The sequence below is a fragment of the Pseudanabaena sp. lw0831 genome (genome assembly GCF_016584665.1).
Lineage (GTDB): Bacteria > Cyanobacteriota > Cyanobacteriia > Pseudanabaenales > Pseudanabaenaceae > Pseudanabaena.
The window spans coordinates 1-16094 of sequence record NZ_BBJB01000093.1 but is presented as its reverse complement, the minus strand read 5'-3'; the positions used below and the strand labels follow the sequence as shown (position 1 = coordinate 16094).

General features: G+C 42.2%; 14 protein-coding genes. 7 read left to right on the top strand and 7 right to left on the bottom strand.

The features are described from left to right. Positions 1-39: 39 nt before the first annotated feature. The 3 genes from clpS to APA_RS19655 form a co-directional block, all read right to left on the bottom strand. Positions 40-321, bottom strand: a complete 282-nt coding sequence (gene clpS / locus APA_RS19665; RefSeq protein ID WP_201323940.1) for an ATP-dependent Clp protease adapter ClpS — start codon at positions 319-321, stop codon at positions 40-42. A 396-nt stretch (positions 322-717) separates the two neighbouring features. After that, entirely contained in the window at positions 718-1788 is a 1071-nt protein-coding gene (locus APA_RS19660) for a DUF3474 domain-containing protein (RefSeq protein ID WP_236579892.1), read from the bottom strand. Between the two features lie 62 nt (positions 1789-1850). Next, entirely contained in the window at positions 1851-3257 is a 1407-nt protein-coding gene (locus tag APA_RS19655) for an ATP-dependent DNA helicase RecQ (protein WP_201323939.1), read from the bottom strand. A gap of 159 nt (positions 3258-3416) precedes the next feature. Between APA_RS19655 and APA_RS19650 the strand changes: the two genes are divergently transcribed. After that, a complete protein-coding gene (locus APA_RS19650; RefSeq protein ID WP_201323938.1) occupies positions 3417-3761 on the top strand; it encodes a hypothetical protein in 345 nt (114 codons plus the stop codon). Between the two features lie 375 nt (positions 3762-4136). After that, positions 4137-6266: an EAL domain-containing protein gene (locus APA_RS19645; RefSeq protein ID WP_201323937.1), complete on the top strand. Its 2130-nt coding sequence runs from the start codon at positions 4137-4139 to the stop codon at positions 6264-6266. A 118-nt stretch (positions 6267-6384) separates the two neighbouring features. On the opposite strand, the gene APA_RS19640 is transcribed toward APA_RS19645, so the two are convergent. The 3 genes from APA_RS19640 to APA_RS19630 all read right to left on the bottom strand — a co-directional run bounded on the left by APA_RS19640 (position 6385) and on the right by APA_RS19630 (position 10709). Continuing rightward, a complete protein-coding gene (locus APA_RS19640; protein WP_201323936.1) occupies positions 6385-8139 on the bottom strand; it encodes a M61 family metallopeptidase in 1755 nt (584 codons plus the stop codon). A gap of 42 nt (positions 8140-8181) precedes the next feature. After that, complete coding sequence (locus APA_RS19635) at positions 8182-9516, bottom strand: cytosine deaminase (RefSeq protein ID WP_201323935.1); 1335 nt, start codon at positions 9514-9516, stop codon at positions 8182-8184. Between the two features lie 449 nt (positions 9517-9965). After that, positions 9966-10709: an SDR family oxidoreductase gene (locus APA_RS19630; protein WP_201323934.1), complete on the bottom strand. Its 744-nt coding sequence runs from the start codon at positions 10707-10709 to the stop codon at positions 9966-9968. Positions 10710-10802: 93 nt separating this feature from the next. Between APA_RS19630 and APA_RS19625 the strand changes: the two genes are divergently transcribed. Then, positions 10803-11741 carry a LysR family transcriptional regulator gene (locus APA_RS19625; protein ID WP_201323933.1) on the top strand — a complete coding sequence of 313 codons (939 nt, stop codon included), beginning with the start codon at positions 10803-10805 and terminating at the stop codon, positions 11739-11741. A gap of 212 nt (positions 11742-11953) precedes the next feature. Here the strand turns inward: APA_RS19625 and APA_RS19620 are convergent, their stop codons facing one another. Continuing rightward, positions 11954-12256, bottom strand: coding sequence for a hypothetical protein (locus tag APA_RS19620; RefSeq protein ID WP_201323932.1), 303 nt, complete (start codon positions 12254-12256; stop codon positions 11954-11956). Positions 12257-12406: 150 nt separating this feature from the next. On the opposite strand from APA_RS19620, the gene cbiE reads away from it, so the two are divergent. From cbiE to APA_RS19600, 4 genes are all read left to right on the top strand, one after another. After that, entirely contained in the window at positions 12407-13618 is a 1212-nt protein-coding gene (gene cbiE, locus APA_RS19615) for a precorrin-6y C5,15-methyltransferase (decarboxylating) subunit CbiE (protein ID WP_201323931.1), read from the top strand. A 122-nt stretch (positions 13619-13740) separates the two neighbouring features. Next, on the top strand, positions 13741-14223 hold the full coding sequence (locus APA_RS19610) for a DUF2656 domain-containing protein (protein ID WP_236579890.1): 483 nt from the start codon (positions 13741-13743) through the stop codon (positions 14221-14223). Next, the gene (locus APA_RS19605) at positions 14220-14900 is read left to right on the top strand and encodes a HEAT repeat domain-containing protein (RefSeq protein WP_201323930.1); all 681 of its coding nucleotides are present in this window, start codon (positions 14220-14222) and stop codon (positions 14898-14900) included. The genes APA_RS19610 and APA_RS19605 overlap by 4 nt, the downstream gene beginning before the upstream one ends. A gap of 416 nt (positions 14901-15316) precedes the next feature. Next, positions 15317-15949, top strand: a complete 633-nt coding sequence (locus tag APA_RS19600) for a phycobilisome rod-core linker polypeptide (protein WP_201323929.1) — start codon at positions 15317-15319, stop codon at positions 15947-15949. Positions 15950-16094 lie beyond the last annotated feature (145 nt).

Sequence of the window (16094 nt, the reverse complement as noted above, 5' to 3'; positions counted from 1 at the left end):
CCCTTAGTAATGCGATCGTAAAAAGCGATCGCTTTTTACTTATGACTCTGGCTCCATCGTGCTAGTTAAACCCTTACTTTGCAAGCCCTCACAATAAAATTCGGCATGTTCTTGTACGCAAGTAATTACGAGCGCACAGCCACTAGCATGAGCCGCCATCATAATATCCACTGCTTGCGGCTGAGTAAGACCATTTACGACTTGCATTAAGGTTTGCACGACATATTCCATTGAGTTGTAATCGTCGTTATGTAATAAAACTCGATATCTTGGTGCGATTTTGCGTATGGTTTCAGGACGTTTAATAGTTTCGGTAGACATAGATTAAGTTGCCTCCAATAAGGGTTTGCGATAAAGGAAAAGTTTTATGACGCTAGATAATTGCGGTATGAGTTTGGTGCATTGAGCAAAATCAAATTGCTTACAGATCTGCGCTATAGATATGCCAGTAATAATACTCAAGGCTAACTTACATTATAAGTACGAACCCAAAAAATGTGAAGTGGATAGCTTTTCCATTAGCAATTCTCATTATAAAAATCAGTTTTGATGCAGGTTCATCGACAGAAGATTTTCATCAAAACCGATTTTTAAGTTTTCTGCGTCTGCGGCGTAGAAAACTTAAAAATCGGTTTTATAATTAGAATTGCTACTTTTTCATAAAAAAGAAAGGGGCGCAATGCGCCCCTTTCTTTGATCATTTTTTAACCAAGTAGGCTAATCGCAATAATAGACTTCACTGCCTGAGTCAGGGACAAATTGACAGGCTTTTTGAGAAGTGAAAAAGGATTTCCAGATCGGAACGTTTGAGACTCGGTAATATGAGCCTAAAACTGGTTTGATTGCTTCAGTAGCAGTCTTGAGATGATAGTGAGGAATACCAATAAAGATATGGTGCGCAACGTGAGTACCGATATTGTGATGGATATCGTTGAAGATTCCATAATCACGATCAATTGTGGAGAGCGCTCCCTTCAAGAAATACCAATCTTTACCACGATACCAAGGAATATCAGCTTCGGTATGGTGTAGATAGGTGACCAGATCAAGCCATACTACAAAGATAAGATAAGGAACGATATAAAACTTAAATAGAAATAGGAAACCATAGGTAAAACCCAACCATCCTAAAAAGCCAACCATCATGGTAAAAAGGATGCTGCTGGTGAGAATATCAGTAGTTTCCGATTCGCGAAATAGATCGTTATTGGGAACGAAATGGGAAGCCGTAGGACGTGCAGGCGATCGCTTAAATAGATAAAGCGGATAAGCAAACAAGAGAGCATCAAAGCGAATGAATTTCCCCAACCAATCCATTGATCTGTATTGACTCTCGGTAACTGGAAACCAACTTTCATCGGTATCGATATTACCTGTGTTTTGATGATGGGTGCGATGACTGATGCGCCAGCCGTGATATGGCACAAGGATCGGAATATGGGTTAGGTGTCCGATTAAGTTATTTAGCCATTTAATCCGCGAAAAAGACCCATGTCCGCAGTCATGACCAACTACGAAGAAAGCCCAAAACATTGTCCCCGTTGCAAACCAGAAAATCGGATAAAACCACCATGCATCCAAATAGACAGCAGTGGCATATAAACCCACGATAATCGCAGCATCGGCAAAAAAATAGGCGAGAGATCGCCATACGTTAGGAGCAAAACATTTGGTAGGAATAGCAGCTTTTACATCTTGAAAAGTAAACGGAAGCTCGGTTTGAGATGTCGAAGATGTATCGGTAAGCGGATTGTCTAGATTGATCCGATGAATAGTCGTAGACGACACGTATTATTTCCCTGTTGTTAAGAAAAATTAAGTTAATACTTAAATCTTAGCAGGGACTTAGCTTATTCTTCAAAACCAAAGGTATTGAGTAAAAATTTCCAGCGATCTCCTCGCGTATGGATGAAAGCTTTCATTTGAGCGATCGCACGCTGATCCCCAAATTGTTGTTTTAGTTGTTTTTGGTGAGGTAAACGATGAATCTCATAAGTAAATGGCGTATGCCATGTGAGATTGCCTGAACGATGCAGTAAACCCAAAGCGATCGCCGCATCGGGATGTAATTTGGCAACTTCGGCGAAATTACCTTGGCGTGGTAGTTTTGGCAAAAGGGCTAATGCTTGCCGTTGTGTTTTTTGTTGTTGCTGCAAGAAAAAATCTACTCTTTGGCGATCGCTATCATCAAGTAGCCCAGTTGGTTCACTGACTAACATCAATGCCTCCGCAGGTTTGTCATCGCGCCCCGCCCTGCCAATTTCTTGGATATATTCTGAGAGCGTCAAAGGTGGATGAAAATGCAAGACCCAACGGGTGTCGGGTTTATTAATACCGAGACCAAACGCAGATGTGCAGATCACAAAGGGATATTGGTTAGTCAGCCATTGCTGCTCGATCTGCCGACGCTCTTGAGGTGGTAAACCCGCATGATAAGCGGCTGTTTTAAAAGAATTTTCTTGTAACCAAGTAGCCAGCATCTCCGCATCATGACGACTGCGGACATATATTAAGCCCGATTGTCCCTTGCGATCGCGGATAAATTTGAGTGTGCGTGATTTTCGTCCTGCGGGTGTCCATGCGATCGCGACCTGCAAGCTCAGATGTGGACGATAAGGACTGGTTCTGATAATACTGGGATTTTCTAAATGTAAACAAGCTTGTAGCTCAGCCGTTGTATCGCGATCGGCAGTAGCTGTAAATGCAGCGATCGCAATACGTGGATGATGATTGGGCTTTTGTGCCATCAAAGCTGAGCGCACTGCACCCAAACGGCGATAGCTGGGACGGAATGAGTCGCCCCACTGCACTAGACAATGGGCTTCATCAAGCATTAAACCTGTAATTTTTAATTGGCGATCGCATAGCTTTTCCCAGATAGGTTGACTCAAGAGGGTTTCTGGAGAAACGTAAAGCAATCTTGTGCCTCCGAGATTTTGTAAGACTTCACGGCGTTCTATTTGCGATAAATTACTATGCAAACAAGCTGCGGGGAGATTCCGAGATTTACAGTCTCGCACTTGATCTTCCATCAGCGCCAGTAAAGGAGAAACCACCAATGTCAAGCCTTCATTGAGGATTGCTGGCAACTGAAAGCAAATAGACTTACCACCACCTGTAGCCATAATCGCTAAGCTATCTTGCCCCCGCAACAAGCTCGTAACTACCTCTCGCTGAGAAGGACGTAGATCTGCATATCCCCAAATTTTCTGAAATGTTTGCTGAACTGCCGTCCATTCTCTACATGTTTCTGACATTTGTTGTATTAATGAGTCATTAATACAATCATTTTAGGCATTGATTAAGTAGCTACGCACAATTAAATGTAAAAACCCAAAATCTTTAACGCCCCTTAGCGGGCGTTAAAGATTTTGGCTCTAGGCTTTTAATTATGCCAAGGTGCTTATAACTTTTCGATGAAGTATAGAGATCGCCACTTTAGTAAAGACTTACATCAATTTGCTTTCAAACCCGCCACAAATAAGAATATAAAACCCATTGTGGGGCTTTGCCCAGCGCCCCTTCTTGTGGCGGGTTTGATCGAACACTGCTGTAAAACCCAAAAGAGAGTTACAACTCTCTTTTGGGTAAGGTTGGCGACAGCTAGAAGATCAAAACAAATTATTAGATTTCCGTTAAAAGCCTTGTTTTACAAGGCTTTTAACGGAAATCTAATAATTTATCCAAAATCTCAAAATAAATGCCAGAAAATCTATAATTTACTAGTATTTATTGAGCAAACGCTGGATATAGTTGCATAACCGTAGGTTAGATGACTGTTTTCCACTAATAAATTTATATAATTAAATTTATATAGCGATCCCAATGCATCTGTGAGAAACTACTCCAGAAGGGACAGTCTCTTACAACCCGTTTAATCTCACAGATGAATTACGATTGCTATATAGTTAAAGCTAATAATTATCGAAAGCAAAAGAAATCCTTAGATTATAAATTAGATGCTTACATCGGTTTTCGATCAAGGGAAGCACGAACTTTTGTTAAAGCTATCGCTTAGTGCTACTTTTAACAAGGATCTAATAGTTTATATAGTCGTAAAATCTTTCTAAAGCTCGTTTTAAAGGGACATTATTCAGGTGAGACCAGAAGAGTCATCCACTCTTGAGATCAAAGAAATGCTTCATCACGTACTTACGGTTGAAGATGCACAAGGTTTTCGGAATTTTCTCTTGAATAATATGACTTATTCTCTAGGGCGTAGCTTGGAGAATTCGATAATTCTGCGTTCTAATCTCGTATCTCGTCAACATGCAACTTTGTTAGCAGTAGCTTCCAAGAAATCTTCATGCTTTTTCCGAATAATTGATGGAAGTGCAGAAGGTAAACGCAGTACAAATGGAATTTTAATTAACGGCAAAAAGCGATTTTCGCATATACTTTCCCACGGTGATGAAATCCTCTTTAGTAAGGATACTAAAGCGGTATATCAGGTGATCAGTGCGATTACCAATATACCTAAAACTAATAGTTCTCAAAATCAGATTTCTGAAAGCAGCTATCCTCAGTTCAATAATCAGTCCTTTGATGAGACTAAGCCTTTTCGATTTTCTCCTTTACAGGCTATTCCCGAACAAGATTTATCCACACATGTCCATAAAACTGTTAACCAATTCATTGCATCACCAGAGCTAAATCCACAACCAATTATCGAGCTAAATCTCGTTGGCAAAATCTTATACCTTAATCCTGCGGCGCTATCTCAATTTCCTAATCTCGAAGAGATGAGAATCAATCATCCGCTACTTCAAGAACTATTAGTTCAATTGCTACCATTAGTCAATCCTGTTCGCAAATTTTTTATGCGAGAGGTAATAATTAATGACAAGGTGTTTGAAGAAATCATCCATTTTATGACTTGGAATGAAATAATTCGGATTCATATATCTGATGTTACAAATCAAAAGCAAGCAGAAGCGATAATCTCCTATCAAATTCATCACGATGCACTGACAGGGCTGCCAAACCGAAAATATTTACATGAACATCTAGTTGAGACAATCGAAAAACTAGAACATAAACAACAGTTATTTGCAGTTCTATTTCTGGATATTGATCGATTTAAGTTAATTAATGATTCTTTAGGGCATAGTATTGGCGATCTATTGCTGAAAGCAGTGAGCGATCGCTTGAAGAATTTGCTCAAACAGGGTGATGTGATGGTGCGTTGGGGTGCAGATGAGTTTGCGATCGTAGCCAAGGAGATCAATTCTACTGATGCCGTTGTCCAAATTGCTGAAGCCATGATTCAAGCTTTGACTTTACCTTTTAATTGTGATGGACATGAACTACACATCACGACCTGTATTGGTGCAAGTATTTATCCATCTCATAGTACTGAAGTCGAGGGGCTAATTCGGAATGCAGATATGGCAATGTATCGGGCTAAAGCTGAAGGACAAAATAGCTTTCAGTTTTATGTTCCGAATATGCAGGAGCAGAGTTTTCAGCGATTATCTATGGAAAATAATCTGCGAAGAGCGCTAGAGAACAACGAACTGCTGACATACTACCAACCTCAAATCGATTTAATCACAGGTAAAATTGTTGGATTAGAAGTTTTACTACGCTGGAAGCATGTCTCTTTAGGTTCAATTCCACCGAGCCAATTTATTCCCCTCGCCGAAGAAACAGGACTAATTACGGCGATTGGGACTTGGGTACTACGGCAAACCTGTTTACAAGCGATCGCATGGCTAAATATGGGATTGCCACCGATTCAGATTGGTGTAAATTTATCGATTAAGCAACTTCAACAAAAAGACTTTCTATCTTGTTTACAGCAAATTCTCGAAGAAACAAATCTCGATCCTCATTTTCTAGAGTTAGAAATTACTGAAGGAATCATGATGGATAATGTTGAAGAGAAGATTGTCTTGTTAAATGAATTCCGTCAGATGGGGATTCAGTTGTCAATCGATGATTTTGGCACTGGTTACTCGGCTCTGAGCTATCTAAAGAATTTGCCAATTGATACGCTCAAAATAGACCGTATTTTTATTGAATATATTGCTCACAATGCCCACGATCGCGCAATTGTGGCTTCGATTATCAGTTTGTCTCACAGTCTAGATCTGAATGTAATTGCTGAAGGTGTCGAAACCCAAGAGCAAGTTGATGTGTTGCGATCGCTGGGCTGCGATCAGATCCAAGGTTATTTTTTCTACAAAGCCCTACCCGCCGATGAAATTGAGACTTTATTAAGGGCGCAAGGAATAACTAGACCAAATAGAATTGAACCAGCCTAATAAGTGGCGGCGCTCCGCGCCGCCACTTATTAGGCTGGTTCACAGCAACCAGTTTTTTTGTGTCGCGGCTAAGCCGCGACACAAAAAACTGGTTCTAGAAGACTTATTGGGCTTTCAGCTAGATGCTGAGCCACAATCTTAGGTTTAGCTCTTGGTTTGGTGAGGCATTATCAATTTGGACTAGTTCAAATTGATTACAGATTGGCTCTTGTAAAGTCACTTCCGCAGTGCGTAATAAATCTTGCTGGAAAATGGTCACCGCGATCGCATCGCCAGCCGCAAAATCTCGCAGGCGTTCATTAAAGTTTTCGGCAGTGACGCGAATTCCTGCGATCGCGATTACGATGTCACCTGTACTGATGCCAGCTTTTTGAGCAGGTGAGCCAAACTCGACTTTCTCAACTTCAGGAATTCCATTTTTAGATTTGAGCGTCATTCCGATAAATGGGATATCTTGCCTTGAAGTCCGTAATTCGATTCCAAAGGGTTCGAGATAGTAATTATAGTCTAGTTCTTTATTGCCATAGAGATAATCATTCCAGAATGTTGATAGGTCAACACCTGCCACAGTCTCGATTACTTCATGCAGTTCAGCTTCGCTAAAGCCAATTTCATCTTTACCAAAACGTTCCCACATAATCTGCATGACCCGATCGAGCGATCGCAGGTTATTAGTTTTAAAACGAATTAGTAAATCTAGCAGCATCGATACCATTTCCCCTTTGAGATAGTAGGAAATCTGGTTGTTATGGGTATTTGGATCGGGTCGATAGAGCTTGATCCATGTATCAAAACTAGACTCATAGAGAGATTGGACATTGCGACCAAAAGTATTTTGCAGACGGGTGATCGCCTTGCTGACTAGTTTGAGATAGTGCTTTGCATCATAGAGTCCAGCCCGAAGCGGAAAGATCTGGTCATAGTAACTAGTGGTTCCTTCACTAAACCAAAGAGAACTAGTGTAATTTTCTTGGTCATAATCAAATTTTTCAAGCGCTTTGGGGCGAATTCGTTTCACATTCCAAGTATGGAAAAACTCATGGGCAACTAGATTCATAAATTGGAGATAGCTCTCTTCTTTGCGAAACCCTAAACGGTTGTAGAGAAGGACTGTGCTGTTTTTATGCTCTAATCCTCCAAATCCATTACTAGCATGGAGAATAAAGTCATAGCGATCGTAAGGCAACCCACCAAACATTTCCGCTTCCACGGCGACGATCTCCGCCGTATCCTTGACAATACGCTGCATATCCGCATTGTGTTCACCCCACACTACAAAGCTATGGGGTTTGTCCTGAACGGTAAATTCATAGCGATTATGAATTCCAATCTCGAAGGGACTATCAACTAAAGTATCAAAATCCTTGGCATAGAAAGTATTAGTAGCATTCGCAACTGCTGGTAAAGCGGTAGCTATTTGCCAATTCTCTTTGATTTCGCCAATCTCGACAGTATAAGGCTGCTGCTGATATTCAGGAACATACATAAATACTGCTGCACCTGTCAAAAAAGCATGGGTGCGATCGATATGATTAGTGCGAACTGTTAATTCATTACAGAAGATGTGATAACGAATTTTAATGATCGAATTATTGAGGCGATCGCTACTATTATTTCCACATTTTATCTGCCAGTGATTTTTACTGATTTTTTGCCATGACAGAGGTTTACCAGTTTCATTTGCTGCCTCAAAGTCTTGCAGATGTTTGGCATATTCGCGCACCAAATAGGAGCCAGGTGTCCAGACTGGCATCTTCAGGTCGATAAATTCCTCTTGCCAGTTGGAGATCGCTAGTTCGACCTCCAACAAATGATTTTCTGGCTCAGGAATCGATAGACGGTAGTTAAATTGGCTGCTAGTAGGATCTTTCATGTTTTTTAATTTATCGTTAGCATAGTCAGTACTTCGAGCCGACTATATCAAATCATCAAGTTCTGCATAATCGGGCAAAGTCGTATCGATCGCAATACCATTTCTAAACACGGTACGATCGCTTTGAGGTCTTGATAGCAACTCATTATAGCTACGCGCCTTAAATAGAACTAAATCAGCAGCTTGCCCAATCCCAATTTTACCAACATTAGGTAAGCCCATCAGTTTCGCAGGGCGAGAAGTCACAGCCTCGATCCAGTTGTCATAGGGAGTATCTAAATGCGAAATCTTTGTCCCCATACTGAAAACTTCTAATAAATCATGGTCACCAAATCCATAGAAAGGATCGCGGCAATTGTCACTAGATAGCGCCACGCTCACACCCACCGCATCCAGCTCACGAACTAAGGTAACCCCACGCCAGCGAGGAGTTCGCTCCGCAACCCGATCTTGTAAATATAAATTGCACATGGGTAAACTAACGATGCCAATATTTGCCTCTTTAACGAGAGCGATCGTCGTATTGGCGATATCTTCATCTTGCACAGCCAAACTACAGCAATGACCGCAGACTACTTGCGAACTAAAATTATTGCGTAAACTAGCTTCGGCAATATAATGCAATGTGCGCGATTGCGGATCATTATTCTCATCTGCATGGAAATCGGCACTGAGATCGCGTTCAGCAGCTAAGATAAAAATCCGATCTAAGTATTGATCTAGTCCTGTGACCATATGGGCAATGCCGCCAATAATGCCACCTAAATCAGCGATCGCATCAGCAAATAGTTCTCCTTCGTGAGTTGAGAAATAAGGTAGCTGCACTAGTGACACAGCTTGAAGGGTGATTTTCTCCTTCCATTTTTCCCGTAATTCTTTAAATACTTTAAATGTAGTCTCCACTTGATGCGGTGGGCAATCTAAATGAGTCCTTATTGCTTTTGTACCGTGGGCATAACTGCACTTCAATCCAAATTCCATGCGGCGATAGAGGTCGTCATAGTTCCAATTGCCTTGCTCTGTGCAATCGCGATAAATGCCTGTGAGTGCACCTTGAAATGTGCCATCTAAATTCGGATTGCGTTCCCAAATATGACCTTTGTCAAGATGGGTATGTAAGTCAGCAAAGCAAGGAATCATGATCCCCTGTTTGCCATCGATGATTGGTAAACTTTCTGTAGGAATTTCTGAAATCCGATAACTCGGTAAAATTTCCGCTATTTGACCATTACGGATTTCGAGATGGCAAGGAAATAGGCGATCGCGCTGCAATGTCGGCGTGAGGTGAGCTTCTATATTTTGCCCAATAATTTCACTATCGATAAAACAATTAGGAATCCGAACATTGACAATCCAATAATGCAAAGGTTCTAGCATAGGACTAACGTATATTTAGCTTAATATACCGCGATGTGCAGCTATTTCTAGTCGAAGACTAGCCCTGCCGATCCAACACAGTGTCATCCTGCTGTTGCACTAGAGGGTTTGAGTCTAGCATTTGGTCTTTTGGCTGTTCACCGAGATATGAACGCTATCCCTAAGACTCGGTTTATCTTAAAACAGGCTACAAACCGTTGTACCGATTCACGATCTGACTTGATGCGTCTTTTCATCACTTTGTAGCATTTAAGGAGTGCGCGATCGCTACCTTCATTAAATACTGCATACATCCCTGAAAAGCAATTGAATTGTCCGTTGGGTAATAGGCGACTAAAAATCACATAGCCAGGTTTTCCAGTTTTACTGAGATTGACATTTTTGTTGTTCAGTTGGAGTCATCATTGTTATTCCTCGTTGGAGTTGTTTTGTCTCTTCGGTTCAATTAATTACCAAGCCAGTGTCACTGCACCCCCAAACTTCCGCATTTCTGCAAAAAACTTGCCCTGTGCGCCACCCTCTGGAAGCGTCGCCAGATAGACGGCGGTTTCGGCACCCTCATCGGCTGTGAACGGTGCATTAGAACCACCCATGTCGGTTTGCATCCAGCCAGGAGAGTAGGCATTCACCAAAATATTGGTGCCTTGGAGTTCCTTTGCCCAGAGTGCTGTCAGAGCATTCAGCCCAACTTTGGAAAGGCGATATGACGGAGCTAGTGGATAGTAATCACTCCCCATAGACGTGAGGGAAGCCATCTCAGTAGACACATTGACGATCCGTCCGTAGTTTTGCGCTTTCATCAAGGGCATTAGGGCTTGGGTGATTCGGGCAACGGCTAGAACATTTGTTGTCAAGGTTGCTAGCATCGTTTCCATTTGAACCGTGAGCAGACTGGATTCTTCTGGTTGCATCGTGGGGTTGACACCCGCATTATTGACCAAGATATCGGCTCTGCCATAAGTCTGCTGCAACCAAGTTGTAAACTGTTGCACACTGGCATCACTTGTGACATCCAGAGAATGAAAATCCACTTGAATATTTTCGCTGGATAGGCGCTGTTGAGCAGCAAGACCATCTTGCTCTTGCCGACTCGTCAACACAACTTGAATATTTTCCTGCTGTGCTAACTGGCGAGCGATCGCATAGCCTAGCCCCTTGTGACTGCCCGTGATTACAGCAACTTTCTGCGTCATGATCGTCAAACTTCCCTCAATAAAATGTATGTACAGTTAACTTAACAACCTCTAAGATATTAAACAAGTCGATATTTTAGATAAATAGTATCAATGAAATCGATAAACTTGGCGGCAATCGACTTAAACCTGTTGGTTGCCTTTGAAGCCCTTCTAGAACAGCACAGCGTTACGAAAGCTTCGGAGCAACTTCAGATTGGGCAGCCTGCAATGAGTGCAGCACTCAGCCGTTTGCGTATTCTCTTTGAAGATGAATTGTTTGTACGGTTGGGGAGACAGATGCAGCCGACGCTCAAAGCCCAAGCGATCGCCCCAGGCATTCTGGCAGCATTGCAACAGATTCGCCAAGCCATTACTGTCAGTCAAACATTTGAGCCAACTTCTAGCGATCGCACCTTTGCCATCGGCAGTTCAGATTACACCAGTTTTGTCCTCGTGCCGCCGCTACTGGAATTGAGTCATCAAACGGCTCCATCCATCAACTTTCGGATAATGGGATTTGAGAAAGACAGTATTGGAGATCTGCTAGAAAAGGGGGAAATTGATGTGGCATTGGGTGTTTTTCCTAATCCACCCCGACAAACGCAAAGGGAACCCATATTTGAAGAACGATTTGTGGGGATTGCCCGTCAAGAACATCCGGCTCTTCAGCAAGGAACCATGATTTTAGAAACCTTTGCCCAGCTTCCCCACGCCCTCGCAACTCTACGTCGAGATACTACAGGTGCTATTGACAAAGCGTTGAATGAGCAGAATTTAGAGCGAAGGATTGCATTCACAACTCCGCATATGATGATTTTGCCGTTTGCGCTCGCATCTAGTGATCTAGTCGCAGCAGTTCCCCGACGCATTGCCATCCGTTTAGCAACTGTCTGCAATTTAACAATGTTTGAACTGCCAATCAAAACAAACCCATGGATGGTTTCCATGCTGTGGAGCACTTTGAGCGATCAAGATGAAGCCAATCGTTGGTTACGCGACGCAATCAAAGCAATTGCACAAAAGGTTGGGGCAAGTACAGATAAAATTTAGACTGTGCCCCCACTAAGGACTAAGCTGCATAACTTAATAATTCATAAGCAAATGCGGTATAAACATCCAGTTACTTTCAAACTACCGCAAACTTGGGCACTGGTTCCGCACTATGAGATTGTTCGGCTAAAATCCTTGCTTGACAAGGGTTTTAGCCATTTTAAGGTCAAATCGTCGAAGCCTAGACACAAAAAGGGTTTCAGAGCTTTTTCTTATAGTGCGGAACCAGTGCCCCAAGTTACACCCTTCATCTTAACTGGAAACAATTTACGCTCAGAAAGGCGATCCTCATCCAACACACGAATCAAATATTCACGAGTTTCTTGCTGTTCCTCAATATCTTCATCATCTATCCAAGACTGAATTAAGTTAACCGCTTTAGCTTGATTTTGCCTTAACAGAATAAAGTTTGTTAATAAATCCAATGTCACGGACTCAATGGAAATTCCCTTTTGATTGGTTTCCTGCAAAAGATATTGCTCAACTTCTGACGGTAGGTTAAAAGTTAACGTCATGGATTTCTTGAGTATTTTCACCAATACTTTAACATTACTTTACGAGGTGTTCATGCCCCAGTAAAAAATTCAAAAAGCGATCGCCTAATTCTTTCCACCACCAAACCTGACTAATGCTGCGATAATCAGGTTTGATTTGACTCGGCTCACATGACTTGCAATAAAAATTGGCTTACAGTAATTGGTATTGGGGAAGATGGTCTATCAGGACTAAGCTCGGCTGCCCGATCGCTAATTGATAATGCCGAAATTTTAGTAGGCGGCGATCGCCATTTAGCTATGCTTCCTGATGATATGCGATCTCGATTAGTTTGGACATCTCCTATTGATGAAACCATTCAAAAGATTACTAGTTATCGCGGCAAATCAGTATGTGTCCTAGCCAGTGGCGATCCGCTCTGGTTTGGAATTGGTACTACTCTCTTAAAAAAAATTCCCATAGAAGAAATTTCGATTATCCCATCACCTTCCACTTTTAGCTTGATTTGTGCGCGATTAGGATGGTCATTGAATGAGGTGGAAACTCTGAGCTTATGTGGTCGTCCTGCTTCACTATTGCAAACTTATATCTATCCCAAGGCAAAACTTCTGATTCTTAGTTCTGGCAAAGAAACTCCTAAGATTGTTGCCGAGATGCTATGCGATCGCAATTTCAGCAACAGTAAGATTACTATCTTAGAACATTTAAACGGAACAAAAGAACGTATTGTTTCCACTGTTGTCAATCGATCTCAGAACTTTCCCGAATTTGCCGATCTCAATGCGATCGCAGTGGAATGTATTCCCAATTCTGACGCGAAGATTTTATCGCGAATGACAGGACTTCCCGATGATGCCTATCATCACGATGGACAATTAACCAAACGAGAAGTAAGAGCCATTACGCTATCAGCACTAGCTCCTAATGCGGGAGAATTACTCTGGGATGTTGGCGCTGGTTGCGGTTCTATTGGTATTGAATGGATGCGAAGTCATCCTCGTTGTCAAGCGATCGCGATCGAAAAATCGCGTACTCATTTCATTGCTGAAAATGCAATTTCCCTCGGCACTCCCAATCTCAAAATTATCGAAGGCAAAGCACCTGAAGTTTTGCAAGGTTTACCCACTCCTGACGCGATTTTTATTGGCGGCGGCGTGAATATACCAGATTTATTTGAGACTTGCTGGGAGAGCTTGCGATCGCAGGGGCGCTTAGTTGCCAACGTAGTCACCCTTGAGGGCGAACAAAAATTATTTCAGTGGCAGCAAAAATATGGCGGAACGCTCATCCAAATTTCGATTAGCCGTGCTGAAGCAATCGGTTCTTTTTTGGGCTGGAAGCCAATGAGACCTGTAACCCAATGGAAAACACTTAAGCCTTGACTTATTTACATCGCTTTGCGCTCAAAAAAACCAAAATAGATTTGCGGCGTGATGCGCCGCAAATCTATTTTGGTTGTGTCCTAAAATAGGCAATAGCTATACTAGAAATCCTGAGGAATATCTTGAGTAATTCAGCTAAGGGGCGAATGCTGCTCTCCCACAACTTTGATGTTTCGCCTGATGTAGCACCAGCCCTCAGCCGTGAAGAGTTTGCCGAAGTATTTCGGTTAGGTTTAGGCGATCGCAGATCTTGCCAAACCCGACTAATCAATCATCCCCATTGGACTGTCGAAATCTTGTTTGAACTCAACCAGTTTTCGCCCAAGCAAATTGGCGAATTTTGCGCTCAGGCTCTTGCCGATCAACGCATCAGCCAAGGGATAGATCGTAAATCTTTACCAGAAATTTTAGTCTTAGGTGGTGTCAAAAACACACCACCCAGTAGTGACTCACCAGATGCTTTACAGACTGGGGATTGGGGTGTGGATGTTATTGAGCCATTAGTGGGGGCTAACTTTTTGCAAGGCATTTCTTGGGATGTGACGATCTCATCGAAACCTGTTGATGAAATTTTTAAGGTGGAACTAAAGGATTTCAACTCATGAATACAATAGATAGCGATCGCCTAGCCCAATTAGAGCTTTTATTTCATAGTGAGTCGATTTACGATCGCAAGTTAGCGCTTGACGAGTTGTCACAAGCCCCATCTGACCAAGTTGTCCCATTTTTACAAAGACTAACCACTAGCACCGATTTTTTATGTCGTCGCTTCGCAGTAATGGGTTTAGGCAATCATCTCACCGATCAGTCATTTCAAGTTTTGACAAGCATGTTAGAGCAAGAGCAGGATGACAATGTGATATCCGAGATTGCAAATACGTTGTTTGAATTTGGAGATCGCTCCATACCATTTCTCCAAAATTTATTTGAACGTAATCAAAACTGGCTCACCCGTCAAACGATTCTGGCGATCTTGATGGAGAGCGATCTCCCAGATATTTTGCTAAACATCATTAATCTAGCTCTGCTTGATCCGACTCAAACTGTCAAAGAAACCGCGATTTTAGCTTTAGGCAGTCTGCTAAAAAGCAAATATGAATCCGAAGCCTTAGATTTACTGACCGAACTAACTGACTCGGAATTTTGGCGTGATCGGTGTCGAGCTGCTACTACCCTCAGCATTTCTTCTAATCCCAGAGCAAAGCCCCTACTCGCCAAGCTCCAAAAAGACGAAAACCACTATGTAGTCGCGGCTGCCCTAGAAGCAGGCTTACCCAAATAGTTACAGGGCTTTTCGCTCAAACTCGAACCAAGAAATCATTTAAAAGTGTTGCTTTGCAACACTTTTAAATGATTTCTTGGTTCGAGTTTGCAATCAAAAATTGAGGGTCGGCGCTTTGCGCCGACCCTCAATTTTTGATTGCAATAAATTTGATTGTGTAAATCTTGTGCAAAACTTATCAAAATTCACAAATCTTGATAATTAAGGTAACGGACTTATACGAAAATCGATTATAACAAAGCGTATAAATTAATACGCTAGTCCCCTTAGCCATTTAGAGGCACAGGCACTGGACTGTTAAAGAGGGATGAGTCGCTCAAAGTATTTCTGGTCAAGCTTTTCACGGTTTTGCTATCAATCTCCATAAATCCTTACTTGATAAGCCTTACAACCATTTATCACTTCTTTAGCAACCAGTGCCAACCACTGCTGAGTCCCAACTTCGCAATGGTGACATCTCTATTGCTGGTTTTGTTAGAGCGATCGCACAGTCAGAGCTATATCAATCTCTATTTTTCGAGAATTCTTCTCCCTATCGCTTTGTTGAACTCAACTTTAAGCATTTGCTCGGTCGCGCACCTCAAGATCAAGCTGAAATTGCAGCCCATGTTTTGACCTACAACACTCAAGGCTATGAAGCTGAAATCAACTCATACATCGATAGCGATGAGTATGTCAGCAGCTTTGGCGAAAATGTTGTACCTTCTGCTCGTGGCAATCGTACTCAAGCTGGCAGCAAGAATGTTAACTTCAATCGCACCTTTGCTTTGATGCGTGGCTATGCCGCAAACGACACTGGCAAATCCGCCAAGCTGATTAGCGATCTCGCAGGTAACTTGTCCACTAAGATCGTTGCTCCTGCAAGTGGTTCTGGTTCTGCGAGCAGCCATGGCAAGCGCTTCCGCATTTCCATCACCAAAGCTAAATTTGGTAGCCGTGTAACCCAGAGTGCAACAACTTTTGAGATTGGTTATAGCCAACTGTCTCAGAAAATCCAGAACATCCAGAAGACTGGCGGTAAAATTCTCAGCGTTACTGAAGTCGCTTAAGGGCAATACTCTAGGGTGTGCATAGTTGCTACTAACGCGCTAAGCAATTCTGGCAATGTTGATTGGTCAGCAGTTGGCTCAATATTATAAAGAAAGATTACTTAGGGCTTCCTGAAAAAGTACAAAAGCTCGCTAAATAAGGACT

Coding starts and splice junctions, on each gene's coding strand:
- clpS (WP_201323940.1), bottom strand. CDS start 321: ATGTCTACCGAAACTATTAAACGTCCTGAAACCATACGCAAAATCGCA.
- APA_RS19655 (WP_201323939.1), bottom strand. CDS start 3,257: ATGTCAGAAACATGTAGAGAATGGACGGCAGTTCAGCAAACATTTCAG.
- APA_RS19650 (WP_201323938.1), top strand. CDS start 3,417: ATGAAGTATAGAGATCGCCACTTTAGTAAAGACTTACATCAATTTGCT.
- APA_RS19645 (WP_201323937.1), top strand. CDS start 4,137: ATGCTTCATCACGTACTTACGGTTGAAGATGCACAAGGTTTTCGGAAT.
- APA_RS19640 (WP_201323936.1), bottom strand. CDS start 8,139: ATGAAAGATCCTACTAGCAGCCAATTTAACTACCGTCTATCGATTCCT.
- APA_RS19635 (WP_201323935.1), bottom strand. CDS start 9,516: ATGCTAGAACCTTTGCATTATTGGATTGTCAATGTTCGGATTCCTAAT.
- APA_RS19630 (WP_201323934.1), bottom strand. CDS start 10,709: ATGACGCAGAAAGTTGCTGTAATCACGGGCAGTCACAAGGGGCTAGGC.
- APA_RS19625 (WP_201323933.1), top strand. CDS start 10,803: ATGAAATCGATAAACTTGGCGGCAATCGACTTAAACCTGTTGGTTGCC.
- APA_RS19620 (WP_201323932.1), bottom strand. CDS start 12,256: ATGACGTTAACTTTTAACCTACCGTCAGAAGTTGAGCAATATCTTTTG.
- cbiE (WP_201323931.1), top strand. CDS start 12,407: ATGACTTGCAATAAAAATTGGCTTACAGTAATTGGTATTGGGGAAGAT.
- APA_RS19605 (WP_201323930.1), top strand. CDS start 14,220: ATGAATACAATAGATAGCGATCGCCTAGCCCAATTAGAGCTTTTATTT.